This window comes from Cellulomonas composti, from assembly GCF_007990245.1.
GTDB lineage: Bacteria > Actinomycetota > Actinomycetes > Actinomycetales > Cellulomonadaceae > Cellulomonas > Cellulomonas composti.
On sequence record NZ_BJWG01000016.1, the window covers coordinates 34,510 to 58,842 of the forward strand.

The window sequence follows — 24,333 nt, forward strand, 5'->3', positions numbered from 1 at the left end:
GGGCCCCTCGGTCCGTCCCAGCCCTTCACCGTCCCTCCACGCTCCTGCTTTGACCGTGCGGGAGGCGGCGGGTAACGTTGGACACCGTGCCCGCGCCGTCGGGCCCTTGCGCGTGCACTCGCGCCGAGTCCTCGCTCGCGGGGACCGGAACGGTGCGCCGGGTGGATCGAACCCACCGTGCCGAACAGGATCCGCTGAAACAGCGGTGGTCGTCGCGCGGAGGAGACCGGTCCGACACGCCCGAGCGCGGGGGTCGGTGTGGGACTCAAGGAACCTGGGGGTAGCCGCGCGACGGGCGGCGATCCCGCAACATGCCGGCCGTCCAGGGTGACGGGTCCGGTCGACCAGAGCTCATCTACCAGACGGAGACGTAGTGCCTACGATCCAGCAGCTGGTCCGCAAGGGCCGGCAGGCGAAGACGAACAAGTCGAAGACGCCTGCCCTCAAGGGCAGCCCGCAGCGCCGTGGTGTGTGCACGCGCGTGTACACCACCACCCCCAAGAAGCCGAACTCCGCCCTGCGCAAGGTCGCCCGTGTGCGCCTGTCGTCGGGTGTCGAGGTCACGGCGTACATCCCGGGCGTCGGCCACAACCTCCAGGAGCACTCGATCGTGCTCGTGCGTGGCGGTCGTGTGAAGGACCTTCCCGGTGTCCGCTACAAGATCGTCCGTGGCGCGCTCGACACGCAGGGCGTGAAGAACCGCAAGCAGGCGCGCAGCCGCTACGGCGCGAAGAAGGGCTGAACCGATGCCTCGTAAGGGTCCCGCCCCGAAGCGGCCGCTGATCATCGACCCGGTCTACGGGTCGCCCGTGGTCACCCAGCTCATCAACAAGGTCCTCCTCGACGGCAAGAAGTCCGTCGCGGAGTCGATCGTCTACGGCGCGCTCGAGGGCGTCCGCGAGAAGACGCAGTCGGACCCGGTCGTCGTGCTCAAGCGCGCGCTGGAGAACGTCCGCCCGTCGCTCGAGGTCCGCTCGCGTCGCGTCGGTGGCGCGACCTACCAGGTCCCGGTCGAGGTGCGCCCCGTGCGTTCCACGACGCTGGCCCTGCGCTGGCTCACCGACTACTCGCGTGCTCGTCGTGAGAAGACCATGACCGAGCGCCTGATGAACGAGATCCTCGACGCCTCCAACGGCCTGGGTGCCGCCGTGAAGCGTCGCGAGGACATGCACAAGATGGCCGAGTCGAACCGGGCCTTCGCGCACTACCGCTGGTAATCCCGGCCGCCGGCCCGTCGGGCCCGCGGTCGCAGACCCGGGCCCGACGCCGGCACACAAGCCAACTGCCTTCCATCAGATCAAGGGGCAACTCACGTGGCACTGGACGTGCTGACGGACCTCACGAAGGTCCGCAACATCGGCATCATGGCGCACATCGATGCCGGCAAGACGACGACCACCGAGCGGATCCTGTTCTACACCGGGGTCAACTACAAGATCGGTGAGACGCACGACGGTGCGTCGACGATGGACTGGATGGAGCAGGAGCAGGAGCGCGGCATCACGATCACGTCTGCCGCGACGACCTGCTACTGGAAGAACAACCAGATCAACATCATCGACACCCCCGGTCACGTGGACTTCACGGTCGAGGTCGAGCGCTCGCTGCGCGTCCTGGACGGTGCGGTCGCGGTGTTCGACGGCAAGGAGGGCGTCGAGCCCCAGTCCGAGACCGTGTGGCGTCAGGCCGACAAGTACGACGTGCCGCGCATCTGCTTCGTCAACAAGATGGACAAGCTCGGCGCGGACTTCTACTTCACGGTCAAGACGATCGTCGACCGCCTCAAGGCGCGTCCGCTGGTGATCCAGCTGCCGATCGGCTCCGAGAGCGACTTCATCGGCGTGGTGGACCTCGTCGAGCAGCGTGCACTGGTCTGGCGCGGTGAGACCGCGATGGGCGAGAAGTACGAGATCGAGGAGATCCCGGCCGACCTCGTCGAGAAGGCGGCGCAGTACCGCGCCGAGCTGCTCGAGGCCGTCGCCGAGACCGACGACGAGCTGCTCGAGAAGTTCCTCGGCGGCGAGGAGCTCACGGTCGCCGAGATCAAGTCCGGCATCCGCAAGCTCACGGTCGCCTCGGAGGCCTACCCGGTCCTGTGCGGTTCGGCGTTCAAGAACAAGGGCGTGCAGCCCATGCTCGACGCCGTCGTCGACTACCTGCCGACGCCGCTGGACGTCCCGGCGGTCGAGGGCCACGACGCCAAGGACCCGGAGATCGTCATCGAGCGTCACCCGGACGCGACGGAGCCGTTCTCGGCCCTCGCGTTCAAGGTCGCGTCGCACCCGTTCTTCGGCAAGCTGACGTACGTCCGGGTGTACTCGGGCCACGTCGCGCAGGGCGCCCAGGTGCTCAACTCGACCAAGGGCAAGAAGGAGCGCATCGGGAAGCTCTTCCAGATGCACTCCAACAAGGAGAACCCCGTCGAGGAGGCCACGGCCGGCCACATCTACGCGTTCATCGGCCTCAAGGACGTCACCACCGGTGACACCCTGACGGACCCGAGCGCGCCCGTGGTGCTGGAGTCGATGACCTTCCCGGAGCCCGTCATCGACGTGGCGATCGAGCCCAAGACGAAGGGTGACCAGGAGAAGCTCTCCACGGCCATCCAGAAGCTCGCCGAGGAGGACCCGACCTTCCGCGTCAAGCTCGACGAGGAGACCGGCCAGACCGTCATCGGCGGCATGGGCGAGCTCCACCTCGACATCCTCGTCGACCGCATGCGTCGCGAGTTCAAGGTCGAGGCCAACGTCGGCAAGCCGCAGGTCGCGTACCGCGAGACGATCCGTCGCTCCGTCGAGAAGATCGACTACACGCACAAGAAGCAGACCGGCGGTTCGGGTCAGTACGCGAAGGTGCAGATGACCTTCGAGCCCCTCGACCCGTCCGAGGGCGAGCTGTACGAGTTCGAGAACAAGGTCACCGGTGGCCGGATCCCGCGCGAGTACATCCCGTCCGTGGACGCCGGCATCCAGAGCGCGATGCAGCTCGGCGTGCTAGCGGGCTTCCCGCTCGTCGGCGTCAAGGCGATCCTGCTCGACGGTGCGTCGCACGACGTCGACTCCTCGGAGATGGCGTTCAAGATCGCCGGTTCGATGATCCTCAAGGAGGCGGTCCGCAAGGCTGACCCGGCCCTCCTCGAGCCGATCATGGCCGTCGAGGTGCGTACGCCCGAGGACTACATGGGCGACGTCATCGGCGACCTGAACTCGCGTCGCGGCATGATCCAGTCCATGGAGGACGCGACGGGCGTGAAGGTCATTCGCGCCCAGGTGCCGCTCTCCGAGATGTTCGGGTACGTCGGCGACCTGCGTTCCAAGACGCAGGGTCGTGCGGTGTACTCGATGCAGTTCGACAGCTACGCCGAGGTTCCTCGTAACGTTGCCGAGGAGATCATCAAGAAGACCCGGGGCGAGTAGTCCCACAGGTCGATACCTGTAGTTCCATCACACAATCCGACCCGTAGGACGCACGCCGAGCGGTCTACCCTTCCCGGGTAGTCGCAGACGGGCAATCTCTACCAAGTCCTGAGGAGGACACCCAGTGGGCAAGGCGAAGTTCGAGCGGACCAAGCCGCACGTCAACATCGGGACCATCGGTCACGTCGACCACGGCAAGACGACGCTGACTGCCGCGATCTCGAAGGTGCTGCACGACAAGTACCCGGACCTGAACCCCTTCACGCCGTTCGACGAGATCGACAAGGCGCCGGAGGAGAAGCAGCGCGGTATCACGATCAACATCGCGCACGTCGAGTACCAGACCGAGAAGCGCCACTACGCGCACGTCGACGCGCCTGGTCACGCCGACTACATCAAGAACATGATCACGGGTGCGGCGCAGATGGACGGCGCCATCCTCGTGGTCGCGGCCACGGACGGCCCGATGGCCCAGACGCGTGAGCACGTGCTGCTCGCCCGTCAGGTCGGCGTGCCCTACCTGCTCGTCGCGCTGAACAAGACCGACATGGTCGACGACGAGGAGATCCTGGACCTCGTCGAGATGGAGGTGCGTGAGCTCCTCTCCGCGCAGGGCTTCGCCGGCGACGACGTCCCGGTGGTTCGCGTCTCGGGCCTCAAGGCGCTCGAGGGCGACCCCGAGTGGGTCAAGTCGGTCGAGGCGCTCCTCGACGCCGTCGACGAGAACGTCCCGGACCCGGTCCGCGACATCGACAAGCCGTTCCTCATGCCGATCGAGGACGTGTTCACGATCACCGGTCGTGGCACCGTCGTCACCGGTCGTGTCGAGCGCGGTCAGCTCAAGGTGAACGAGGAGGTGGAGATCGTCGGCATCAAGGAGAAGGCGATCAAGACCACCGTCACCGGTGTCGAGATGTTCCGCAAGCTGCTCGACTACGCCGAGGCGGGCGAGAACGTCGGCCTGCTCCTGCGTGGCACGAAGCGCGAGGAGGTGGAGCGCGGCCAGGTCGTCGTGAAGCCGGGTTCGATCACGCCGCACACCGAGTTCGAGGGCCAGGTCTACATCCTGGCCAAGGACGAGGGCGGTCGTCACAACCCCTTCTACACGAACTACCGTCCGCAGTTCTACTTCCGGACGACCGACGTCACCGGCGTCATCCAGCTCCCCGAGGGCACCGAGATGGTCATGCCCGGTGACAACACCGAGATCCACGTGACGCTCATCCAGCCCATCGCGATGGAGGAGGGCCTCGGCTTCGCCATCCGCGAGGGTGGCCGCACCGTCGGCTCGGGCCGGGTCGTCAAGATCCTCAAGTGATCTGATCCCCGCAAGGGGAGCAGTCCTCGGCGAAGGGCCCGGGAGCTTCGGCTCCCGGGCCCTTCGCCGTCCCCCCTCGCTTCGACCCCGTCCGGCACCCACGCCGGCACCCACCCCGGCACCCACCGCGGCATCCGCCCCGGCGTCCGCCCGCCCGTCACCCACATCGCGATCGTGCGAGGAATGGGCCAGGATTCCTGGCCATCTCTTCGCACGATCGGGGTGCTGGATGCGTCGCCGGCCGAGGAGCCGGGGCTGCGAGGGTCGTGTGACGTGCGCGTCACAGTCGGGCGGGTTGGAGTTCGGCGGCCAGGTCTGGCACACTGTTCAGGTTGCCCGCTGCGGGTGTGCCCTCGTGCGCGCCAGGCGGCTGGGCCGACAGACGTGGCGAGTCGCCTTTGCCCCGGGGTCAACCCGGTGGTGGCGGCTCGACGACAACCACCGACTCTGTACCGGGAACGGTACGCAGCGCCCTGGTGTGTCGCGAGAAGCGACACGCCCGAGCGCGGGGGTCGGACGGACCGGTTCGAAAGAGAAGGAAGTAGACGACGCCATGGCGGGACAGAAGATCCGCATCCGGCTCAAGTCCTACGACCACGAGGTCATCGACAGCTCGGCGCGCAAGATCGTCGACACGGTGACTCGCGCTGGTGCGTCGGTCGTGGGTCCGGTGCCGCTGCCGACGGAGAAGAACGTCTTCTGCGTCATCCGGTCGCCCCACAAGTACAAGGACAGCCGCGAGCACTTCGAGATGCGTACGCACAAGCGGCTCATCGACATCATCGATCCCACGCCGAAGGCCGTCGACTCGCTCATGCGTCTCGACCTGCCCGCGGACGTGAACATCGAGATCAAGCTCTGATCGCTGGGAAGGAACTGATCTTCATGGTTACCCAGCAGAACGCGCGCCCCGTCACGGCGCTGCTCGGCCGCAAGCTCGGCATGACCCAGCTGTGGGACGAGGCCGGTCGCCTCGTGCCCGTCACGGTCGTCGAGGTCGGTACGAACGTCGTGACGCAGGTCCGCTCCGCTGAGGCTGACGGCTACGCCGCCGTCCAGCTGGCCTTCGGCCAGGTGGACCCGCGCAAGGTCACCAAGCCGCTGAAGGGCCACTTCGAGAAGGCCGGGGTCACCCCCCGCCGGCACGTGGCCGAGATCCGCACGACGAACGCCGCCGAGTTCACGCTCGGCCAGGAGATCGACGCGTCGGTCTTCGAGGCAGGCGCCCTCGTCGACGTCATCGGTACGACCAAGGGCAAGGGCACCGCAGGTGTCATGAAGCGTCACGGCTTCAAGGGCGTCAGCGCCTCCCACGGTTCGCACCGCAACCACCGCAAGCCCGGCTCGATCGGTGGGGCATCGACCCCGTCGCGCGTGTTCAAGGGCGTGCGCATGGCCGGTCGCATGGGTGTCGACCGCCAGACCACTCAGAACCTGACCGTGCACGCGGTCGACGCCGAGCGGGGCTTGCTCCTCGTCAAGGGTGCCGTTCCCGGCCCCAAGGGCGGCGTCGTCGTCGTGCGATCCGCTGTGAAGGGTGCGTGACCTCGATGAGCGACACGCTGACCGTCGACGTCCTCGACGCGCAGGGCAACAAGGCCGGCTCCGCCGACCTGCCCGGTGACGTCTTCGACGCGCAGACGAACATCCCCCTGATCCACCAGGTCGTCGTCGCGCAGCTCGCTGCGGCCCGTCAGGGCACCCACGACACGAAGTCCCGTGGTGAGGTCCGGGGTGGCGGCCGCAAGCCGTACAAGCAGAAGGGCACCGGCCGCGCCCGTCAGGGCTCGACCCGTGCGCCGCAGTTCGCCGGTGGTGGCGTCGTCCACGGCCCCACGCCGCGTGACTACAGCCAGCGCACCCCCAAGAAGATGAAGGCCGCGGCGCTCCGCGGTGCTCTCTCGGATCGCGCTCGCGCCGGTCGCGTCCACGTCGTCTCGGGCTTCGCGCCGGGTCAGGCTCCGTCGACGAAGGCCGCACTCGCGGTGCTCGACAACCTGTCCGTGCGTCGCCACGTGCTCGTGGTCGTGGAGCGGCAGGACGAGATCACGTGGAAGTCGCTGCGCAACGTCGAGCGGGTCCACCTGCTCGTCTCGGACCAGCTGAACACCTACGACGTCCTCGTCTCGGACGACGTGGTCTTCACGCAGGGCGCGCTCGACGCGTTCCTCGCGGGCCCCGCCAAGGGCGCGAAGGCGACGGCGACCTCGACCGAGGCCGAGGAGGAGTCCAAGTGACCAACATCGGCAAGGACCCGCGCGACATCCTGATCGCGCCGGTCGTCTCCGAGAAGAGCTACAGCCTGCTCGACGAGGGCAAGTACACGTTCCTCGTCGACCCGCGGGCCAACAAGACCGAGATCAAGATCGCCGTCGAGCAGGTTTTCGACGTGAAGGTCGAGTCGGTCAACACCGCCAACCGTCAGGGCAAGGCGCGCCGGACCAAGTTCGGCGTCGGCCGTCGTAAGGACACGAAGCGTGCGATCGTCACCCTCCGCGAGGGAACGATCGACATCTTCGGTGGTCCGGTCGGCTGAGAAGGACTGAGGACTCATGGGTATCCGTAAGTACAAGCCGACGACGCCGGGCCGCCGTGGCTCGAGCGTGGCGGACTTCGTCGAGATCACGCGCTCCACGCCGGAGAAGTCGCTGGTCCGCCCGCTGACCAAGTCGGGTGGCCGCAACAACACCGGTCGCGTCACCACGCGTCACCACGGTGGCGGGCACAAGCGCGCCTACCGCGTGATCGACTTCCGTCGCCACGACAAGGACGGCGTGCCGGCCAAGGTCGCGCACATCGAGTACGACCCCAACCGCACGGCGCGCATCGCGCTCCTGCACTACGCGGACGGCGAGAAGCGCTACATCATCGCGCCGAACAAGCTGTCGCAGGGTGACGTCGTCGAGGCCGGTCCGGCCGCCGACATCAAGCCCGGCAACAACCTGCCGCTGCGCAACATCCCGACCGGTACGGTCATCCACGCGATCGAGCTGCGGCCCGGTGGCGGTGCGAAGATCGCGCGTTCGGCCGGGACGAGCGTGCAGCTCGTCGCCAAGGACGGGCCGTACGCGCAGCTGCGCATGCCGTCCGGCGAGATCCGCAACGTCGACCTGCGCTGCCGCGCGACGGTCGGCGAGGTGGGCAACGCCGAGCAGTCGAACATCAACTGGGGCAAGGCCGGCCGCATGCGGTGGAAGGGCAAGCGCCCGACCGTCCGTGGTGTCGCCATGAACCCGATCGACCACCCGCACGGTGGTGGCGAGGGCAAGACGTCCGGTGGACGTCACCCCGTCAGCCCGTGGGGCCAGGCCGAGGGCCGTACCCGCCGTCCGAACAAGCCGAGCGACAAGCTCATCGTGCGCCGTCGGCGCACCGGCAAGAAGCGCTGATAGGAGCCCGAGAGAATGCCTCGCAGCCTCAAGAAGGGCCCGTTCGTCGACGGCCACCTGCAGAAGAAGGTCGACGTCCAGAACGAGGCCGGCACGAAGAACGTCATCAAGACGTGGTCGCGTCGTTCGGTCATCACGCCGGACTTCCTCGGCCACACCTTCGCGGTGCACGACGGCCGCAAGCACACCCCGGTGTTCGTGACGGAGTCGATGGTCGGGCACAAGCTCGGCGAGTTCGCCCCGACGCGGACGTTCCGCGGCCACGAGAAGGACGACCGGAAGGGCCGTCGCCGCTGACCCCCGGGTCAGCTGGTGACGCCCTGACGGCAGAGACAGGAGCAGACACGATGGAAGCCAAGGCGAAGGCGCGGTTCGTCCGCGTCACGCCCCAGAAGGCCCGACGCGTCGTCGACCTCATCCGTGGCAAGCAGGCCGGGGAGGCCGTCGCGGTGCTGAAGTTCGCGCCGCAGGCGGCCGCGGAGCCCGTCCTCAAGACGGTGCAGTCGGCGATCGCGAACGCGGTCGAGGGCGCCAAGCGCAACAGCCAGCGTCTCGACGAGTCGAACCTCTACATCTCGGAGGTCTTCGTCGACGAGGGCCCGACGCTCAAGCGGTTCCGGCCGCGGGCGCAGGGTCGCGCTAGCCAGATCCTCAAGCGCACGAGCCACATCACCGTGGTCGTCGCCGAGCGTGAGACGAAGGGACGGTCCTGACGTGGGTCAGAAGGTCAACCCGCTCGGGTACCGCCTGGGCATCACTACCGATCACCGCTCGCGGTGGTTCGCGGACTCGACGAAGCCGGGTCAGCGGTACCGCGACTACGTCCGTGAGGACGTGCAGATCCGCAAGCTCATGAGCACGGGTCTGGAGCGCGCGGGTATCGCGAAGGTCGAGATCGAGCGCACGCGTGACCGCGTTCGCGTCGACATCCACACCGCCCGCCCGGGCATCGTCATCGGGCGTCGTGGCGCGGAGGCCGACCGCATCCGCGGCGAGCTCGAGAAGCTCACGGGCAAGCAGGTCCAGCTGAACATCCTCGAGGTGAAGAACGCCGAGATCGAGGCGCAGCTGGTGGCCCAGGGCATCGCCGAGCAGCTCGCGAGCCGCGTCTCGTTCCGCCGTGCGATGCGCAAGGGCATCCAGTCCGCGCAGCGCGCCGGCGCCAAGGGCATCCGTGTGCAGGTCTCCGGTCGCCTCGGCGGCGCGGAGATGAGCCGCACGGAGTTCTACCGCGAGGGTCGGGTGCCGCTGCACACGCTCCGCGCGAACATCGACTACGGGTTCTTCGAGGCTCGCACCACCTTCGGGCGCATCGGCGTCAAGGTGTGGGTCTACAAGGGCGACATGACCGAGAAGGAGTTCGCTCGCGAGCAGGCGACGCAGGCCCCGCGCCCGCAGCGCGGCCCGCGTGGTGAGCGCAGCGAGCGTGGCGACCGCGGCGGCGACCGTGGCCCGCGCGCCGGTGGCGCTCGTCGGGACCGCGACGCGGCGCCCAGCAGCGACGCGGTCGAGGTCAACCCCGAGGCGACCCCCGAGACCGGAACGGAGGCCTGAGCCGTGCTGATCCCCCGCCGACTCAAGCACCGCAAGCAGCACCACCCGGGGCGCTCCGGCGCCGCGACCGGTGGCACGACGATCTCGTTCGGTGAGTACGGCATCCAGGCTCTCGAGCCCGCCTACGTCACGAACCGTCAGATCGAGGCTGCTCGTATCGCGATGACCCGCCACATCAAGCGTGGCGGCAAGGTCTGGATCAACATCTACCCGGACCGTCCGCTCACGAAGAAGCCTGCCGAGACCCGCATGGGTTCCGGCAAGGGTTCGCCGGAGTGGTGGATCGCCAACGTCAAGCCGGGTCGAGTGATGTTCGAGCTCGCCGGTGTCCCGGAGCCGCTCGCGCGTGAGGCCATGCGCCGCGCGCAGCACAAGCTCCCGATGAAGACCCGTTTCGTGGTTCGCGAGGGTGGTAACTGATGGCAATCGGAACCAAGGACCTGGCTCCCACCGAGCTGGACGCCTTCGACGACGAGAAGCTTGTCGCCGAGCTGAAGAAGGCCAAGGAGGAGCTGTTCAACCTCCGCTTCCAGTCGGCGACGGGGCAGCTCGAGAGCCACGGGCGTCTGCAGGCCGTTCGCCGCGACATCGCCCGGATCTACACGATCCTGCGCGAGCGTGAGCTCGGCATCCGGACCGCTCCGAGCGCGAGCGAGTGAGGCTGACATGACTGAGAAGCACACCACCGCCACGGCCGAGCACCGCGCGTACCGCAAGACGCGCCGGGGCTACGTCGTGAGCGACAAGATGGACAAGACCGTCGTGGTCGAGGTCGAGGACCGGGTCAAGCACCCGCTCTACGGCAAGGTCATGCGTCGCACCTCCAAGGTGAAGGCGCACGACGAGCAGAACTCCGCCGGTATCGGCGATCTGGTTCTGATCATGGAGACCCGCCCGCTCAGCGCGACCAAGCGCTGGCGTCTGGTGGAGATCCTCGAGAAGGCCAAGTAAGCAGCAGGACCCCCAGTTGCCCACGGGCGGTGGGGGCAGGTCCCCGGACAGGCCCCCACCGCGACGTGTGCATCACGGCAACTATCCGTTCGGCCAGGCTCGGGCTCGACGAGCAGATCGACGAGTACCGAGAACCCGCCAGACGACAGGAGTAGGTAGATGATCCAGCAGGAGACGCGGCTCCGCGTCGCCGACAACACGGGTGCCAAGGAGATTCTCTGCATCCGCGTTCTCGGTGGCTCCGGTCGCCGTTACGCCGGGATCGGCGACGTCATCGTCGCCACCGTCAAGGACGCCATCCCCGGTGGCAACGTCAAGAAGGGCGACGTCGTCAAGGCCGTCATCGTGCGCACCGTCAAGGAGCGCCGCCGGCCCGACGGCTCGTACATCAAGTTCGACGAGAACGCGGCCGTGATCCTCAAGAACGACGGCGAGCCCCGTGGCACGCGCATCTTCGGCCCCGTGGGGCGCGAGCTGCGCGACAAGAAGTTCATGAAGATCATCTCGCTGGCTCCGGAGGTGATCTGATCATGGCGAAGATCAAGAAGGGCGACCTCGTCGTCGTCATCTCGGGTCGTGACAAGGGCCGCCAGGGCCGCGTGCTCGAGGTTCTCACCGAGTCGCAGCGTGTGGTCGTCGAGGGCGTGCAGCGCGTGACGAAGCACGTCAAGGCCGGCCAGACGTCGCGCGGCACCCGTACCGGTGGCATCGAGACCGTCGAGGCGCCGATCCACATCAGCAACGTCATGCTGGTGGACCCGGAGACCAAGAAGGGCACCCGCGTCGGGTACCGCACGGAGCAGGTCGAGCGTGACGGCCGCCTGCGTAACGTGCGCGTCCGCGTGGCCAAGCGTTCCGGGAAGGACGTCTGATGACCGTGAACACTGACGTCGAGGCTGTGGCGGCCCCGGCGCTGCCGCGCCTCAAGACCAAGTACAACGACGAGATCAAGCCCGAGCTGTTCAAGCAGTTCGAGCACGAGAACATCAACCAGGTCGCGCGCCTGGTGAAGGTCGTCGTGAACATGGGTGTGGGCGAGGCCGCCAAGGACTCGAAGCTCATCGAGGGCGCGATCCGCGACCTCACCCAGATCACCGGCCAGAAGCCCCAGGTGACCAAGGCCCGCAAGTCCATCGCGCAGTTCAAGCTGCGCGAGGGCATGCCGATCGGCGCCCACGTGACGCTGCGCGGCGACCGGGCGTGGGAATTCCTGGACCGGCTGCTGTCGACCGCGCTGCCCCGCATCCGCGACTTCCGCGGGCTGTCGCCCAAGCAGTTCGACGGTCACGGCAACTACACCTTCGGCCTCGTGGAGCAGTCCGTGTTCCACGAGATCGACCAGGACAAGATCGACCGCGTCCGCGGTATGGACATCACGGTCGTCACCACGGCAGACACCGACGACGAGGGTCGCGCCTTCCTCAAGCTCCTCGGCTTCCCGTTCAAGGAGGACTGACACATGGCCAAGACCGCTCTCGTCAACAAGGCGAACGCCAAGCCGAAGTTCGCGGTGCGTGGCTACACGCGCTGCCAGCGCTGCGGCCGGCCGCACTCGGTGTACCGCAAGTTCGGCCTGTGCCGGATCTGCGTCCGGGAGATGGCCCACCGCGGCGAGCTCCCCGGCGTCACCAAGAGCAGCTGGTAATCCCTGTAGGAACCGATCGTCGGTAGGTCCCGGGCGGGTCTCGTACCCGCCCGGGATACCCCGACGAGAAAGGGCCAAGGCCCCCCATGACCATGACTGACCCGATCGCAGACTTCCTGACGCGTCTGCGGAACGCGAACTCGGCGCACCACGACACGGTGTCGATCCCGTTCTCGAAGCTCAAGTCCCACATCGCCGAGATCCTGCAGGCGGAGGGCTACATCGTCGGCTGGAAGGTCGAGGACGCCGTCGTCGGCAAGAACCTCATCGTCGAGCTGAAGTACGGCCCGAACCGTGAGCGTGCGCTCGCCGGCATCAAGCGCGTGTCCAAGCCGGGCCTGCGTGTGTACGCGAAGTCGACCAACCTGCCCAAGGTCCTCGGCGGCCTCGGCGTGGCGATCCTGTCCACGTCCTCCGGTCTGCTGACCGACAAGCAGGCGGCCAAGAAGGGCGTGGGTGGGGAAGTCCTCGCCTACGTCTGGTGATCTGAGACCAGGAAAGGAGCTCAAGCCATGTCTCGTATCGGCAAGATTCCCGTCCCGGTCCCGGCCGGGGTGGACGTCAACATCGATGGCGCCGTCGTCACCGTGAAGGGCCCCAAGGGCACCCTCACGCACACGGTCGCCTCTCCCATCGAGGTCGCGCAGCAGGACGGCACGCTCGTCGTGACCCGTCCGAACGACGAGCGCGTCTCGCGTTCGCTGCACGGCCTGACCCGCACGCTGCTGGCCAACCTGGTCACAGGCGTGACGGAGGGCTACATCAAGAAGCTCGAGATCGTCGGCACCGGTTACCGCGTGACGGCCAAGGGCACGGACCTCGAGTTCGCCCTCGGCTTCAGCCACCCGGTCCTCGTGACGCCGCCCGAGGGCATCACGTTCGTGGTCGAGGCCCCGACCCGCTTCTCGGTGCAGGGCATCGACAAGCAGCAGGTCGGCGAGGTCGCCGCGAACATCCGCAAGATCCGCAAGCCTGAGCCGTACAAGGGCAAGGGCGTGCGGTACGCGGGCGAGAACGTGCGTCGCAAGGTCGGAAAGGCTGGGAAGTAAGCCATGGCGATCATCATCAAGGGCAAGGGCAAGGCGATCTCGCGCAAGCGTCGTCACCTTCGTCTGCGCAAGAAGGTCGTCGGCTCCGCGGTTCGTCCGCGCCTGGTCGTGACCCGCTCCGCGCGGCACATCACCGCTCAGGTCGTGGACGACACGATCGGTCAGACCGTGGTCTCGGCCTCGACGCTCGAGGTCGACCTGCGTTCGGGCGACGGCGACAAGACGGCCAAGGCCAAGAAGGTCGGCGAGCTCGTCGCCGAGCGCGCCAAGGCCAAGGGCATCGACGCGGTCGTCTTCGACCGTGGCGGCAACAAGTACCACGGCCGCGTGGCCGCGGTCGCCGACGGCGCCCGTGAGGGCGGTCTGGCCCTGTGACCACGACGATCCGGAAGAAGAGGACTCACTGATGGCTGCTCCTGCACGCAGCAACACCGGTGCCCAGGGCACCGGCGGCGAGCGCCGCGACGGCGGTCGTCGTGACGGTGGTGGCGGTCGCCGCGGCGACGCCCCCGAGAAGAGCGCGTTCGTCGAGCGCGTCGTGACCATCAACCGCGTCGCCAAGGTCGTCAAGGGCGGCCGCCGGTTCAGCTTCACCGCGCTCGTCGTGGTGGGCGACGGTGACGGCACCGTGGGCGTCGGCTACGGCAAGGCCAAGGAGGTGCCCGCGGCGATCGCCAAGGGTGTCGAGGAGGCGAAGAAGAACTTCTTCCGCGTCCCCCGCATCCAGGGCACCATCCCGCACCCCATCCAGGGTGAGGCTGCCGCCGGCGTCGTCTTCCTGCGTCCCGCGTCGCCGGGTACCGGTGTGATCGCCGGTGGTCCGGTGCGCGCCGTCCTCGAGTGCGCGGGGATCCACGACGTGCTGAGCAAGTCGCTCGGTTCGTCGAACGCGATCAACATCGTTCACGCGACGGTCGCCGCCCTGCGCGGGCTCGAGCAGCCGGAGGCCGTGGCCGCGCGCCGTGGCCTGCCGCTCGAGCACGTCGTCCCGGCCGCGCTGCTGCGCGCCCAGGCCGAGGGTCGGGCGAAGGCCGCCGAGAAGGTGGGTGCGTGATGGCCCGACTCAAGGTGACGCAGAAGCGTTCCGGCATCGGTGGCAAGCAGAACCAGCGCGACACGCTCCGCACGCTTGGTCTCAAGCGCATCGGTGACGTCGTCGTCAAGGAGGACCGCCCCGAGATCCGCGGCATGGTGAAGACCGTGCAGCATCTCGTCGTGGTCGAGGAGGTCGAGTGACCATGGCCGACGACAAGAAGGCCGACGAGAAGGTCGAGGCCCCCAAGGCCGCGGCCAAGAAGGCTCCTGCCAAGAAGGCCGCCGCGCCCGCCGCGGAGAAGGCCGAGAAGGCGACCACCACGAAGTCGACGAAGGCCGCTGCCGCGAAGGCGGACGCTGCCGAGTCGGCGACCGAGGCTGCCAAGCCCGCCGCCAAGAAGGCTCCGGCCAAGGCGGCGGCCAAGGCTGCCCCGAAGGCTGCGGCGCCCAAGGCTGAGAAGTCCGAGGCTGCCAAGAAGGCGGCTGAAGAGGCGGCGAAGCCTGGCAACGGCGGCACCCTCAAGGTGCACCACCTGCGTCCGGCCCCCGGTGCCAAGACCGCGAAGACCCGTGTCGGTCGCGGTGAGGCGTCCAAGGGCAAGACCGCGGGCCGTGGCACCAAGGGCACCAAGGCCCGCTACCAGGTGCCGCAGCGTTTCGAGGGTGGTCAGATGCCGCTGCACATGCGTCTGCCCAAGCTCCGTGGCTTCAAGAACCCGTTCCGTGTCGAGTACCAGGTCGTCAACCTGGACAAGCTCTCGGCGCTGTACCCGAACGGTGGCGACGTGACGGTCGCCGACCTGGTCGCCAAGGGCGCGGTCCGCAAGGGCCAGCCCGTCAAGGTGCTCGGCACCGGCGAGCTGACGGTCAAGGTCTCCGTCGACGTGGACGCGTACTCCGCGTCCGCGAAGGAGAAGATCGTCGCCGCGGGTGGCAGCGTCACGCAGGACTGACGTAGAACGCGCGTCCCGTCAAGGGGCGAGATTCCAGAAGGACGGTCCGGGCCGGTTGGCCCGGACCGTCCTTTTTGTGCGCTGACCTGCGCATTCACTGTGTGGGTGGGAACACCCAGACACGCGTCCAGTTCACCCGTTCGGAGGTCAAGTCCCGGCGTCCTTCACCCGATCCGACCTGTAGGACCCGGTCCGCCCGATGACCGCCCGGAGGGAAGTGTCGGCGCATGCGCATGCGATGGCTGTGGACGACGATGGCGGTGTTCGGCCTCGTTGCCGCCAGTGTCGTCGCGCTGCCGTCCGCGCCCGCCGAGTCGGCGATCGGTGACTTCGGCACCAGCACGGGCTCCGGTTCAGCGGTCGTGGCGAACGCAGGCGACGGCCGGTACAAGGACCGGATCGTCTGGACGAACTGGGGCACCGCGGGCTCGAGCCTGACCGGGAAGTCGGTGACGACGTGGCAGCAGGTCGGTGCGACGACCCGTGTCGAGGTCACCTGCACACTGAGCAACATCTCCGGCGGGACACTGAACGTCTACCGGCCGGGGACCTGGGCTCCTGACGGCTTCACCCGCCTCTACCGAACGAGCGACGCGACGAACAACCTCGTGTCGGGCATCGGGATCACCGACAACGGCGACGTCGTCTCCTTCCGGGTCGTGTGCGGCACGGCGAACCTCGTCACCTATACCGACACCACGTTCACCACGGCGGCGAGCACCGACGCGATCAGCCTCGCGGGCATCGTCATCGCCGACGCCGAGGCCACCAACGGGAGCGAGTACGTCTACGCGACGCCCACGACGACCGGCGCGACCTGGCGGGTGATCGACGCCTACGCGGGCACGTGCAGCTCGACGTACCAGGGCCGGGTCGTGGCCGCGAGCAACCAGCTCCAGCTCACCTCGTCCGGCGAGTGCTCGTCGCCCGGCTACTCGGCGACCGCGGTGCTGGTGGCCGACGGCAGCACGGGGGCGAACTTCACGGTGTACGGCTCGGGCCTCGCGGCGGTGTCGGTCGGGTACGTGCTCGGTGTGGACTACGGCGACGCACCGGCGAGCTACGGCGTCGCCGGTGGTGTCGTGCAGCCCACCTGGAACGGCGGCACGCTCAGCACGACCAACCAGTCCATCGTGACGGGCGGCGCCGTGGTGAGCGCCCGGATCGGCACCATGACGGCACCCGACAAGGTCCGGCTCGGCGCCAACGCCTTCCCGAACGCGACCCCGCCGTCCTCCGCGAACGCCGCGGGCGACACGGGGTGGGCGGTTCCACCTGCGACCGCCCTGACCGCGGACGAGGATGCGACGACGTCGCCGACGATCACCGTTCAGCGTGGCGCCTTCACGAGCTACTCCCACACGGCGGTCGCCTGTGTCACGGGGACCTTCGTGCGCGGGTGGATCGACTGGGACCGCAACGGCATGTTCGACTCCGACGAGGCCTCGGGCACGGTCACGTGTGCGGCGAGCGCCGCCACGCTCGTGTTCACCATCCCGGGCGACGTCCCCGACGGCGTCGCGAGCGGCGGCGACACGACGTTCCTGCGGTTGCAGGCCGCGATCACCTCCGCCCAGCTCGGCCCGACGAAGGTCGTCGCGGCCGGTGAGGTCGAGGACTGGCCGGTCACGCTGCGGGTGCCGCGCCTGACGGTGACGAAGACGACGCCGTCGACGCAGATCCCCGCATCCGGTTCGACCGTCGTCTACACGCTGACGGTGAAGAACGCGGGAAACGGTGACTTCACGACGACCTACCCCGCCTACGTGTACGACAACTACGCGGGCGCCACCGCGGTGGCCGCGTACACGACGTCGACGACGCCTGGATCCTGGACCGCCACCGCCCCGCAGACGGGCATGCGGCGCTGGACCGGGGCGCTGACAGCGGGCAGCACGGTCACGATCACCGTGACCATGACGGTCAACGCGTCGCTGCCGGCGCTGCCCGTGATGACCAACGTCGTGCGCGTCTCGTCGTCGGCCTACACCGACCTGACCGCGGCGGGCACGTGCACCGTCGGCAGTGCCGACGAGCTCGCACAGGCCTGTGCGGTGCACGCGTTGTACCGCGCCGGGCTGACGCTCACCAAGCAGGCCTACTACGCGAGCGGGAGCCAGGCGGGCACCTTGATCCCCACCGGCACCGCGCTCCCGCCGGGCACGCAGGTGACGTGGAACTACACGATCACGAACACGGGCTCGGGCCCGCTCACGAACGTCGTGCTCACCGACGACGCGACCGACACCAAGACCTCGGCCAGCGGGACGACCGTCACGACCGGCAAGCCGACCATCACGTGCTCGGGCGCCCCCGCGGTGACGCCCGGGACCACCGTCACCATCCCCACGATCGCAGCCGGTGCGAACCGGGTGTGCACAGCCACCGGGACCATCGGCAGCCCCTGAGCCGAACCCGAAGTCAGCAGGACGCCCAGCCCGGACGTGCTGCAGCCCGTCCGGGCAACCACCGCAAGAAACACTGAGAGGCACCAACATGAAGAACAGGACGAAGGGCGTCATCGCCGGCCTCGCCGGCCTCGCGCTCCTGTCCGGCGGGGCGACCTTCGCCCTCTGGACCGACTCGGCGACCCTGACGGGTGGCACGATCACGAACGGCAACCTCGACGTCGCCGCGGCCGGCACGGTGAGCTGGTACGACGTCTCGGCCGACCGGACCGACAGGAACACCACCAACCCGGTCACTGGTACCTCGGCGCACACGATCGCGAGCATCGCGACGTGGCGGATGGTGCCGGGCGACGTGATCCAGGGCAACCAGGGACTCGCCGTCGCGCTGGAAGGTGACAACCTCGTCGCCAACCTGGCCGTCACGGTGCCTGCCGCGTCGCCGATTCCCAGCTCGATGAGCCTCACGTACCAGGTGTTCTACGGCACCGACGAGGTCACATCCGGTCCGGTCGCGGTCGGCACGCCCACGTCGCTCCGCCTGATGGCGGGGCGCACGAACCAGGACAACGGCAACCCGTCGGTGACTGGCGCGACGGTCGTCAACGAGACGAGCATCGCGGCGACCCCCGTCGCGAACTTCACGGTCGTCATCACGGCGACGTTCGATTCGACCACCACGAACCGCGTCGACGCCCAGGCCACGACCGTGCTGAGCAACGTCGCGGTCACGCTGACCCAGGACCGGACCGCGAGCAGCGGCAACGGGTTCTGATCCCTACGTCGGGTGGGAGCGTGGGCTCCCACCCGACGACCGGGCGCGATACGTGCGCCTCGATTCCCTTCACGGAGGTAGACGGCCATGGCCAAGCGCGATTCCGCACTCTCGGGCGTCGTCTCGGTGCTCACCTGGGTGCTGCTCCTGGTTGTGGTCGCCGCGGTCGCGGTGCTCGTCGTCGTCCCGAAGGCGATGGGCGGCACCACGCTCACGGTCCTGACGGGGTCCATGGAGCCGACGATCTCGCCCGGCGACGTGGTCGCCGTGAAGATGGTGACCGACCCCGACCAGCAGGTGCAGCTCGGTGACGTCATCACGTTCCAGCCCGTCAGTGACGACCCGACCCTCGTCACGCACCGGGTGATCGCCAAGACGTACACGTCCGAGGGCGTGCAGTTCGTCACGCAGGGCGACGCCAACGGCGCCGCCGACGAGCCGATCGTCGCCGGACAGGTCAAGGCGAAGGTCGTGTACTCCGTGCCGTGGGTGGGCCATGTCCAGCTGTGGCTGGGCGAGCGCAAGGGTCTCGCGGTCGCGCTGGTCGCCGGCGCTCTGCTGGTCTACGCCGCCGTGATGATCCTGCGGCCCGAGCGTCGTGGTCGCGACAAGGCCGATGACCCGGCGCAGCCGGCCTCGGAGACACCGGTGCCCGCGGGCGCCCCGACGGACGGGGTCACCGGATGAGGTGGCGCAAGGTCCTGGTGATCGGCGCCGCCGCGACCGTGCTCGCGGGCGCTGCCGCGGGGCTGACGTACGCGTTCTGGGGTGACGGCGCGACAGCGGTCGCGGGTGTCGTGCGCACGGGTGATCTCGACCTCGAGCTCGTCGGTACCCCGACGTGGACCGAGACGAGCCCGGACGTGAGCCCGGCGCACGTGTTCGGGATGCAGACGGACGGGATCACCGCGAACCACCTCGCGACGTCCGGTGACCGCTTCACCGTGGCGCAGCAGTTCCGCACGACGCTCGACGGCGACAACCTCGCCGCGCGGCTGACGGTCGGCTGGGACAGCGCGCCCGCGTTGCTGCCCACGGGCCAGGTCGCCGCGACCTACATCGTGACCCGTCCGGACGGCGTCGCCTCGGCCGCGACCGCGGTCGGCACCGCGATCACGCTGCCCGGCGGCTCGGCGAACCTCACGACCGCCCAGGTGGCGTCGTGGGGGAGCACGCCCTGGACGCTGACCGTCACGCTCACCTACTCCGGCGCCGACGTCATGGTCACGCCGACGACGATCTCGTCCGCGCCGATCACGTCGCTCGGCACCGTGCGCATCTCGCTGGACCAGGTCCGTGACGGGACGGGGTTCACGCCGTGATCCTGCCCCGTCTCCTGCGCGCTCTCGTCGCCGTCCTCGCCGTCGGTGTGATCGCCGCCGCCGTGGGACGGCGCGCGCGCGCAGGCGCGGTGACGGCGCCGCGCGCCGAAGCGGTTGCGGCCGACGACGAGCCGGCGCCGGGCCGTGCGCGACGCGTCCGCGGCCCGCACGTGCTCGTGGCTGCGGTGCTCGCCGTCGCCGTCGTCCTCGGTGTCGGCGCAGGCGGGACGTTCGCGCTGTGGCGGGACGCGGTCACCGGCACGGTACGCATGCCCGTGGGCGTCACGATCTTCGGTGCCGGCACCGTGGGCTCGCCGACCTACGCGACGACGAACGCGGTGCTGGACGCGAACCGCAACCGCGGATCGGTGACGTACTCGTTCGGCCCCGCGCAGGCCACGGCGTTGTACAACTCCAACAGCTCGGCCGGCGGTTCGGTCGCCATCCCGATGCAGGTCACGTCGCTGCAGCAGGGCCACCGCGGCCTGGCCTACACGGTGGCGCCCTCGATCTCCGGCGGCGTCTTCGGGTCGTCGACGGTGACGCTCTACAAGGTCACCAGCGCGGCCGCCTGCACGACGAGCACGACGAGCACCGCGGCGTCCTCCTCGACACCGTGGTCGAGCGCATACACCGCGAGCACGACGCCGTCGACCGAGTACTGGTGCCTCGTGGCGAAGTACGTCCCGACGAAGTGGTCGCACACCGACACGGCATCGGTCACGGCGACCGGGCCTGGCACCTCGGGGTCGCTCTCGGCGAGCAGCACGTGGACCGCGACCTCCGCGATCACGTTCGACCCGGCGCTCGAGCCGACCCACACCGTCACGTTCACGTTCACCACGTTCCGGCCCGGGACGACGCCGTGATCCGGGCAGGTCGCGTGCTCGCGTCCGCCGCGGTGGCCGGCGCGCTCGTCGTGCTGCCGGCCGCGGGTCCCGCGCTGGCCGACGACGAGCTGCACACGCACTGGGACGGCCGCACGGTCGTGCTGGCGTGGGACGGTACGGAGTACACGACGCTGACGACGAGCTTCGTCGGCGTGCCGGTGACGGTGCCGGGCGACCGTGTGCACCGCACGCTCGTCGCCCGCAACGACGGACCGACGACGGCGGTGCTGACCGGCTGGGTCGTCGACGTCGACCTCGAGCAGCCGGCCGGCTCCTCGACGACGTTCTTCGACGACGTGCACGTCACCTGGGACACGGCCTCGGGCGAGGCGGACGCGTCCCTGCGCACGCTGTCCGGCGTCGACCGGACCCGCATCGCACAGGTCGAGCTTGATCCGGGGGAGAGCACGGCGCTCGTCGTGGGCTATGCGTTCGACATCGAGGCCACGTCCGGCAACCGGTCGCAGGACGGAGAGCTGCAGGCGTCGTTCGACGTGCAGCTGCGGCTGAGCGAGGGCGAGCTGACGCCACCCACGCCCACGCCGACGCCCACCGACCCCACGCCGACGCCCACCGACCCCACGCCGACCCCGTCGCCGACGGATCCCGGGCCTCCGGTGCCCAGCCCGACCGACGGCGGCACGGATGGCGACGACGGTGACGGCGGCGATCTGGCGCACACCGGTGCGGAGGTCCTGCAGGCGGGCGGGCTCGCCGCGGGGACGCTCGCAGGAGGCATACTGCTGCTGCTCGCCGCTCGACGGCGTCGGCGGGCCCACCGGTAGGCAAGGCCGCCAACCGGACGAAATCGGACCCTGGCCGGTCAGCAGGTAGTCTTGCCTGCGGTCAGCCGGGTCCGGCTGTCGAATTGCCGCACGCGCGGCGACCCAGGAGGACAGGTGCTAGGCGCATTCGTGCGGGCGTTCAGGACGCCCGACCTGCGGCGGAAGCTGCTCTTCACGATCAGCATCATGGTCGTGTTCCGCATCGGCTCCTTCCTGCCGACGCCCGGGGTGTCCTACCCCAACGTCCAGCAGTGCATCGACGAGATCGATGCCGGCAACGACCTGCTCGGCCTGGTGAACCTGTTCAGCGGCGGCGCGCTCCTGCAGCTGTCGGTGTTCGCGCTCGGGATCATGCCGTACATCACGGCGAGCATCATCGTCCAGCTGCTGCGCGTGGTGATCCCCAAGTTCGAGGAGCTCCACAAGGAGGGCCAGTCCGGCACCGCGAAGCTCACGCAGTACACGCGGTACCTGACGATCGGTCTGGCGATCCTGCAGTCGACGACGGTCATCACGATCGCGCGCTCGGGTCGCCTCTTCACCGGTTGCACGGTCGACGTGATCCCCGACGACTCGTGGTCGACGCTGCTCATCATGGTGCTCACGATGACCGCCGGCACCGGCCTCATCATGTGGCTCGGTGAGCTCATCACGGAGCGCGGCGTCGGCAACGGCATGTCGCTGCTGATCTTCACCTCGATCGCCGCAAGCTTCCCGACCGCGATGTGGTCGATCGCGGGTGGCAACAACGGCGCCACCAAGTTCACGGTCGTGCTACTGATCATCGTGCTCGTGATCGGCCTCGTGGTCTTCGTCGAGCAGAGCCAGCGCCGCATCCCCGTGCAGTACGCCAAGCGCATGGTCGGCCGGCGCATGTACGGCGGGTCGAGCACCTACATCCCGATCAAGATCAACATGGCCGGCGTCATCCCGATCATCTTCGCGTCCTCGCTGCTCGCGATCCCCGGTCTCGTCGCGCAGTTCGGTGACCAGAGCGCGGAGTGGGTGCGGTGGGTGAGCACGAACCTCGCCCAGTACGACGCGCCGCTGCACCTGCTGCTGTACGTGATCCTGATCATCTTCTTCTGCTACTTCTACACGGCGATCACGTTCAACCCGGACGAGGTCGCGGACAACATGAAGAAGTACGGCGGCTTCATCCCGGGCATCCGGGCGGGTCGGCCGACGGCGGACTACCTGAGCTTCGTGATCTCGCGCATCACCGCACCCGGGTCGCTGTACCTGGCGGTCGTCGCGCTGATCCCGACGGTCGCGTTCGCGATGATGGGCGTGGGCCAGAGCATCCCGTTCGGCGGCTCGTCGATCCTCATCGTCGTCGGCGTCGGCCTCGAGACGGTCAAGCAGATCGAGTCGCAGCTGCAGCAGCGGCACTACGAGGGGTTCCTGCGGTGACGGCGCGCCTGGTCCTGCTCGGGCCCCCCGGTGCCGGCAAGGGCACGCAGGCCGCTCGGCTGGCGGACCGTCTGGCGATCCCGGCGATCTCGACGGGGGACATCTTCCGCGCCAACATCAAGGGCGGCACCGAGCTCGGTCGGCGCGCGCAGGAGTTCTCCTCGCGCGGCGCGCTGGTGCCCGACGAGATCACCAACGCCATGGTCCGGGACCGGCTCGCGGCCGACGACACCGCGAACGGATTCCTGCTCGACGGCTACCCCCGCAACGTCGCCCAGGTCGCCGAGCTCGAGGCGATCCTCGCGGACGCCGGCAAGTCGCTGGACCTCGCCGTCGAGATCACCGCCGACCCGCACGTGGTCACCGAGCGGCTGCTAAAGCGCGCGCAGATCGAAGGCCGCGAGGACGACACCGAGGACGTCATCCGGCACCGCCTCGACGTCTACGCCGAGCAGACGGCCCCGATCTCCAAGGTCTACGCCGACCGTGGTCTGCTCGCGCAGGTCGACGGCCTCGGCGAGGTCGACGAGGTGACCGAGCGGCTGCTCGCGGCCATCGGCCCCGCCACACGCTGATCGTGTTCGGCCGGGAGCGGATCGAGTACAAGACCCACGAGCAGATGCTGCTCATGCGGCGTGCTGGTCTGGTCGTCGCCGACGCGCTCGAAGCCGCCCGCACCGCGGCGGTCCCCGGCGCGCGCACGCGCGACGTGGACGCCGCCGCAGCCGCCGTGATCGCCGCGGCGGGTGCGACGCCGTCCTTCCTGGGCTACCACGGCTATCCGGCGACGGTGTGCGTCTCGGTCAACGACGAGGTCGTCCACGGCATCCCGGGTGACCGCGTGCTCGAGCCCGGTGACGTCGTCTCCGTGGACTGCGGCGCGATCGTCGAGGGCTGGCACGGCGACAGCGCTGTGACGTTCGTGCTCGACGGCGGCGACCCGGCGGACGTCGACCTCGTCACGACGACCGAGGCGGCCCTGTGGGCCGGCATCGCGGCCCTGGCCGGCGGCGAGCGGCTCGGCGCGGTCGGCGAGGCCGTCGAGGACGTCGTCGATGCCGCAGCGGCCGCCGGCCGCAACCACGGCGTCCGGTACGGCATCGTCGAGGAGTACGTCGGGCACGGCATCGGCTCGGCCATGCACCAGCCGCCGGACGTGCTCAACTACCGCGTGCGTGACAAGGGTCCCCGCCTGCGGCCCGGCCTGTGCCTCGCGGTCGAGCCGATGATCGCCCGCGGCGACCGGGAGACCGAGGTGCTCGCGGACGACTGGACGGTGGTGACCGCCGACGGCTCGCGCGCGGCGCACTGGGAGCACACGGTCGCGATCCACGCCGGCGGGATCTGGGTGCTCACGGCAGCGGACGGTGGCCTGGCGGCGCTCGCCGCGCGCGGTGTCGCGGTCGCGCCGCTAGCCTGGGCGTAGTTCG

The 24,333-nt window shown here is 69.0% G+C and carries 34 protein-coding genes; all 34 read left to right on the forward strand.

Annotation, left to right across the window (positions count from 1 at the left end):
* Window positions 1-373: 373 nt before the first annotated feature.
* Window positions 374-742, forward strand: a complete 369-nt coding sequence (gene rpsL, locus CCO02nite_RS14525; protein ID WP_013882841.1) for a 30S ribosomal protein S12 — start codon at window positions 374-376, stop codon at window positions 740-742.
* Window positions 743-746: 4 nt separating this feature from the next.
* Window positions 747-1,217: a 30S ribosomal protein S7 gene (gene rpsG, locus CCO02nite_RS14530; protein ID WP_146843895.1), complete on the forward strand. Its 471-nt coding sequence runs from the start codon at window positions 747-749 to the stop codon at window positions 1,215-1,217.
* Window positions 1,218-1,313: 96 nt separating this feature from the next.
* Entirely contained in the window at window positions 1,314-3,416 is a 2,103-nt protein-coding gene (gene fusA, locus CCO02nite_RS14535; RefSeq protein WP_146843896.1) for an elongation factor G, read from the forward strand.
* 124 nt (window positions 3,417-3,540) lie between these two features.
* Window positions 3,541-4,734, forward strand: a complete 1,194-nt coding sequence (tuf, locus tag CCO02nite_RS14540) for an elongation factor Tu (protein ID WP_146843897.1) — start codon at window positions 3,541-3,543, stop codon at window positions 4,732-4,734.
* 553 nt (window positions 4,735-5,287) lie between these two features.
* Window positions 5,288-5,596 carry a 30S ribosomal protein S10 gene (rpsJ, locus tag CCO02nite_RS14550; protein WP_013117879.1) on the forward strand — a complete coding sequence of 103 codons (309 nt, stop codon included), beginning with the start codon at window positions 5,288-5,290 and terminating at the stop codon, window positions 5,594-5,596.
* Between the two features lie 23 nt (window positions 5,597-5,619).
* Window positions 5,620-6,279: a 50S ribosomal protein L3 gene (gene rplC / locus CCO02nite_RS14555; RefSeq protein WP_146843898.1), complete on the forward strand. Its 660-nt coding sequence runs from the start codon at window positions 5,620-5,622 to the stop codon at window positions 6,277-6,279.
* A gap of 5 nt (window positions 6,280-6,284) precedes the next feature.
* Window positions 6,285-6,971 carry a 50S ribosomal protein L4 gene (gene rplD / locus CCO02nite_RS14560; protein ID WP_146843899.1) on the forward strand — a complete coding sequence of 229 codons (687 nt, stop codon included), beginning with the start codon at window positions 6,285-6,287 and terminating at the stop codon, window positions 6,969-6,971.
* Window positions 6,968-7,270, forward strand: coding sequence for a 50S ribosomal protein L23 (rplW, locus tag CCO02nite_RS14565; protein WP_146843900.1), 303 nt, complete (start codon window positions 6,968-6,970; stop codon window positions 7,268-7,270). Before rplD ends, rplW begins: the two co-directional genes overlap by 4 nt.
* 16 nt (window positions 7,271-7,286) lie before the next feature.
* On the forward strand, window positions 7,287-8,123 hold the full coding sequence (rplB, locus tag CCO02nite_RS14570; RefSeq protein WP_146843901.1) for a 50S ribosomal protein L2: 837 nt from the start codon (window positions 7,287-7,289) through the stop codon (window positions 8,121-8,123).
* A gap of 15 nt (window positions 8,124-8,138) precedes the next feature.
* Window positions 8,139-8,420, forward strand: a complete 282-nt coding sequence (gene rpsS / locus CCO02nite_RS14575; RefSeq protein WP_048342529.1) for a 30S ribosomal protein S19 — start codon at window positions 8,139-8,141, stop codon at window positions 8,418-8,420.
* Between the two features lie 50 nt (window positions 8,421-8,470).
* A complete protein-coding gene (gene rplV / locus CCO02nite_RS14580) occupies window positions 8,471-8,836 on the forward strand; it encodes a 50S ribosomal protein L22 (RefSeq protein WP_146843902.1) in 366 nt (121 codons plus the stop codon).
* Between the two features lies 1 nt (window position 8,837).
* Complete coding sequence (gene rpsC / locus CCO02nite_RS14585; RefSeq protein ID WP_146843903.1) at window positions 8,838-9,677, forward strand: 30S ribosomal protein S3; 840 nt, start codon at window positions 8,838-8,840, stop codon at window positions 9,675-9,677.
* Window positions 9,678-9,680: 3 nt separating this feature from the next.
* Entirely contained in the window at window positions 9,681-10,097 is a 417-nt protein-coding gene (gene rplP / locus CCO02nite_RS14590; protein ID WP_146843904.1) for a 50S ribosomal protein L16, read from the forward strand.
* Window positions 10,097-10,336, forward strand: coding sequence for a 50S ribosomal protein L29 (rpmC, locus tag CCO02nite_RS14595; protein WP_146843905.1), 240 nt, complete (start codon window positions 10,097-10,099; stop codon window positions 10,334-10,336). The genes rplP and rpmC overlap by 1 nt, the downstream gene beginning before the upstream one ends.
* Before the next feature lie 7 nt (window positions 10,337-10,343).
* A complete protein-coding gene (rpsQ, locus tag CCO02nite_RS14600) occupies window positions 10,344-10,628 on the forward strand; it encodes a 30S ribosomal protein S17 (RefSeq protein ID WP_146843906.1) in 285 nt (94 codons plus the stop codon).
* Window positions 10,629-10,787: 159 nt separating this feature from the next.
* Window positions 10,788-11,156 carry a 50S ribosomal protein L14 gene (gene rplN, locus CCO02nite_RS14605; RefSeq protein WP_146843907.1) on the forward strand — a complete coding sequence of 123 codons (369 nt, stop codon included), beginning with the start codon at window positions 10,788-10,790 and terminating at the stop codon, window positions 11,154-11,156.
* A 2-nt stretch (window positions 11,157-11,158) separates the two neighbouring features.
* On the forward strand, window positions 11,159-11,500 hold the full coding sequence (rplX, locus tag CCO02nite_RS14610; RefSeq protein ID WP_146843908.1) for a 50S ribosomal protein L24: 342 nt from the start codon (window positions 11,159-11,161) through the stop codon (window positions 11,498-11,500).
* Window positions 11,500-12,084 carry a 50S ribosomal protein L5 gene (gene rplE / locus CCO02nite_RS14615; protein ID WP_146843909.1) on the forward strand — a complete coding sequence of 195 codons (585 nt, stop codon included), beginning with the start codon at window positions 11,500-11,502 and terminating at the stop codon, window positions 12,082-12,084. Before rplX ends, rplE begins: the two co-directional genes overlap by 1 nt.
* 3 nt (window positions 12,085-12,087) lie before the next feature.
* Window positions 12,088-12,273: a type Z 30S ribosomal protein S14 gene (locus CCO02nite_RS14620; RefSeq protein ID WP_146843910.1), complete on the forward strand. Its 186-nt coding sequence runs from the start codon at window positions 12,088-12,090 to the stop codon at window positions 12,271-12,273.
* Window positions 12,274-12,359: 86 nt separating this feature from the next.
* Entirely contained in the window at window positions 12,360-12,758 is a 399-nt protein-coding gene (gene rpsH, locus CCO02nite_RS14625; protein ID WP_146843911.1) for a 30S ribosomal protein S8, read from the forward strand.
* 27 nt (window positions 12,759-12,785) lie between these two features.
* The gene (gene rplF / locus CCO02nite_RS14630; RefSeq protein WP_146843912.1) at window positions 12,786-13,322 is read left to right on the forward strand and encodes a 50S ribosomal protein L6; all 537 of its coding nucleotides are present in this window, start codon (window positions 12,786-12,788) and stop codon (window positions 13,320-13,322) included.
* 3 nt (window positions 13,323-13,325) lie between these two features.
* A complete protein-coding gene (gene rplR, locus CCO02nite_RS14635; protein ID WP_146843913.1) occupies window positions 13,326-13,697 on the forward strand; it encodes a 50S ribosomal protein L18 in 372 nt (123 codons plus the stop codon).
* Window positions 13,698-13,728: 31 nt separating this feature from the next.
* Window positions 13,729-14,376 (forward strand): 30S ribosomal protein S5, encoded by a 648-nt coding sequence (rpsE, locus tag CCO02nite_RS14640; RefSeq protein ID WP_146843914.1) that lies wholly within the window; start codon window positions 13,729-13,731, stop codon window positions 14,374-14,376.
* The gene (gene rpmD / locus CCO02nite_RS14645; protein WP_094180742.1) at window positions 14,376-14,558 is read left to right on the forward strand and encodes a 50S ribosomal protein L30; all 183 of its coding nucleotides are present in this window, start codon (window positions 14,376-14,378) and stop codon (window positions 14,556-14,558) included. Before rpsE ends, rpmD begins: the two co-directional genes overlap by 1 nt.
* A gap of 2 nt (window positions 14,559-14,560) precedes the next feature.
* Complete coding sequence (gene rplO / locus CCO02nite_RS14650) at window positions 14,561-15,310, forward strand: 50S ribosomal protein L15 (RefSeq protein WP_146843930.1); 750 nt, start codon at window positions 14,561-14,563, stop codon at window positions 15,308-15,310.
* Window positions 15,311-15,537: 227 nt separating this feature from the next.
* Window positions 15,538-17,718 (forward strand): CshA/CshB family fibrillar adhesin-related protein, encoded by a 2,181-nt coding sequence (locus CCO02nite_RS14655; protein ID WP_146843915.1) that lies wholly within the window; start codon window positions 15,538-15,540, stop codon window positions 17,716-17,718.
* Between the two features lie 88 nt (window positions 17,719-17,806).
* On the forward strand, window positions 17,807-18,493 hold the full coding sequence (locus tag CCO02nite_RS14660) for an alternate-type signal peptide domain-containing protein (RefSeq protein ID WP_146843916.1): 687 nt from the start codon (window positions 17,807-17,809) through the stop codon (window positions 18,491-18,493).
* Window positions 18,494-18,580: 87 nt separating this feature from the next.
* The gene (locus CCO02nite_RS14665) at window positions 18,581-19,180 is read left to right on the forward strand and encodes a signal peptidase I (RefSeq protein ID WP_146843917.1); all 600 of its coding nucleotides are present in this window, start codon (window positions 18,581-18,583) and stop codon (window positions 19,178-19,180) included.
* The gene (locus CCO02nite_RS14670; RefSeq protein ID WP_146843918.1) at window positions 19,177-19,815 is read left to right on the forward strand and encodes a hypothetical protein; all 639 of its coding nucleotides are present in this window, start codon (window positions 19,177-19,179) and stop codon (window positions 19,813-19,815) included. The genes CCO02nite_RS14665 and CCO02nite_RS14670 overlap by 4 nt, the downstream gene beginning before the upstream one ends.
* Window positions 19,812-20,684, forward strand: a complete 873-nt coding sequence (locus CCO02nite_RS14675) for a hypothetical protein (protein WP_146843919.1) — start codon at window positions 19,812-19,814, stop codon at window positions 20,682-20,684. The genes CCO02nite_RS14670 and CCO02nite_RS14675 overlap by 4 nt, the downstream gene beginning before the upstream one ends.
* Window positions 20,681-21,490, forward strand: coding sequence for a hypothetical protein (locus CCO02nite_RS14680; protein ID WP_146843920.1), 810 nt, complete (start codon window positions 20,681-20,683; stop codon window positions 21,488-21,490). The genes CCO02nite_RS14675 and CCO02nite_RS14680 overlap by 4 nt, the downstream gene beginning before the upstream one ends.
* A gap of 114 nt (window positions 21,491-21,604) precedes the next feature.
* Entirely contained in the window at window positions 21,605-22,903 is a 1,299-nt protein-coding gene (secY, locus tag CCO02nite_RS14685) for a preprotein translocase subunit SecY (RefSeq protein ID WP_146843921.1), read from the forward strand.
* On the forward strand, window positions 22,900-23,478 hold the full coding sequence (locus tag CCO02nite_RS14690) for an adenylate kinase (RefSeq protein ID WP_146843922.1): 579 nt from the start codon (window positions 22,900-22,902) through the stop codon (window positions 23,476-23,478). Before secY ends, CCO02nite_RS14690 begins: the two co-directional genes overlap by 4 nt.
* 2 nt (window positions 23,479-23,480) lie before the next feature.
* A complete protein-coding gene (gene map, locus CCO02nite_RS14695; protein ID WP_146843923.1) occupies window positions 23,481-24,329 on the forward strand; it encodes a type I methionyl aminopeptidase in 849 nt (282 codons plus the stop codon).
* The last annotated feature ends 4 nt before the right edge of the window (window positions 24,330-24,333 follow it).

Coding starts and splice junctions, on each gene's coding strand:
- rpsG (WP_146843895.1), top strand. CDS start 747: ATGCCTCGTAAGGGTCCCGCCCCGAAGCGGCCGCTGATCATCGACCCG.
- rpsJ (WP_013117879.1), top strand. CDS start 5,288: ATGGCGGGACAGAAGATCCGCATCCGGCTCAAGTCCTACGACCACGAG.
- rplC (WP_146843898.1), top strand. CDS start 5,620: ATGGTTACCCAGCAGAACGCGCGCCCCGTCACGGCGCTGCTCGGCCGC.
- rplD (WP_146843899.1), top strand. CDS start 6,285: ATGAGCGACACGCTGACCGTCGACGTCCTCGACGCGCAGGGCAACAAG.
- rplB (WP_146843901.1), top strand. CDS start 7,287: ATGGGTATCCGTAAGTACAAGCCGACGACGCCGGGCCGCCGTGGCTCG.
- rpsS (WP_048342529.1), top strand. CDS start 8,139: ATGCCTCGCAGCCTCAAGAAGGGCCCGTTCGTCGACGGCCACCTGCAG.
- rplV (WP_146843902.1), top strand. CDS start 8,471: ATGGAAGCCAAGGCGAAGGCGCGGTTCGTCCGCGTCACGCCCCAGAAG.
- rpmC (WP_146843905.1), top strand. CDS start 10,097: ATGGCAATCGGAACCAAGGACCTGGCTCCCACCGAGCTGGACGCCTTC.
- rpsQ (WP_146843906.1), top strand. CDS start 10,344: ATGACTGAGAAGCACACCACCGCCACGGCCGAGCACCGCGCGTACCGC.
- rplN (WP_146843907.1), top strand. CDS start 10,788: ATGATCCAGCAGGAGACGCGGCTCCGCGTCGCCGACAACACGGGTGCC.
- rplX (WP_146843908.1), top strand. CDS start 11,159: ATGGCGAAGATCAAGAAGGGCGACCTCGTCGTCGTCATCTCGGGTCGT.
- rplE (WP_146843909.1), top strand. CDS start 11,500: ATGACCGTGAACACTGACGTCGAGGCTGTGGCGGCCCCGGCGCTGCCG.
- CCO02nite_RS14620 (WP_146843910.1), top strand. CDS start 12,088: ATGGCCAAGACCGCTCTCGTCAACAAGGCGAACGCCAAGCCGAAGTTC.
- rpsH (WP_146843911.1), top strand. CDS start 12,360: ATGACCATGACTGACCCGATCGCAGACTTCCTGACGCGTCTGCGGAAC.
- rplF (WP_146843912.1), top strand. CDS start 12,786: ATGTCTCGTATCGGCAAGATTCCCGTCCCGGTCCCGGCCGGGGTGGAC.
- rplR (WP_146843913.1), top strand. CDS start 13,326: ATGGCGATCATCATCAAGGGCAAGGGCAAGGCGATCTCGCGCAAGCGT.
- rpsE (WP_146843914.1), top strand. CDS start 13,729: ATGGCTGCTCCTGCACGCAGCAACACCGGTGCCCAGGGCACCGGCGGC.
- rpmD (WP_094180742.1), top strand. CDS start 14,376: ATGGCCCGACTCAAGGTGACGCAGAAGCGTTCCGGCATCGGTGGCAAG.
- rplO (WP_146843930.1), top strand. CDS start 14,561: ATGGCCGACGACAAGAAGGCCGACGAGAAGGTCGAGGCCCCCAAGGCC.
- CCO02nite_RS14655 (WP_146843915.1), top strand. CDS start 15,538: ATGCGCATGCGATGGCTGTGGACGACGATGGCGGTGTTCGGCCTCGTT.
- CCO02nite_RS14660 (WP_146843916.1), top strand. CDS start 17,807: ATGAAGAACAGGACGAAGGGCGTCATCGCCGGCCTCGCCGGCCTCGCG.
- CCO02nite_RS14665 (WP_146843917.1), top strand. CDS start 18,581: ATGGCCAAGCGCGATTCCGCACTCTCGGGCGTCGTCTCGGTGCTCACC.
- CCO02nite_RS14670 (WP_146843918.1), top strand. CDS start 19,177: ATGAGGTGGCGCAAGGTCCTGGTGATCGGCGCCGCCGCGACCGTGCTC.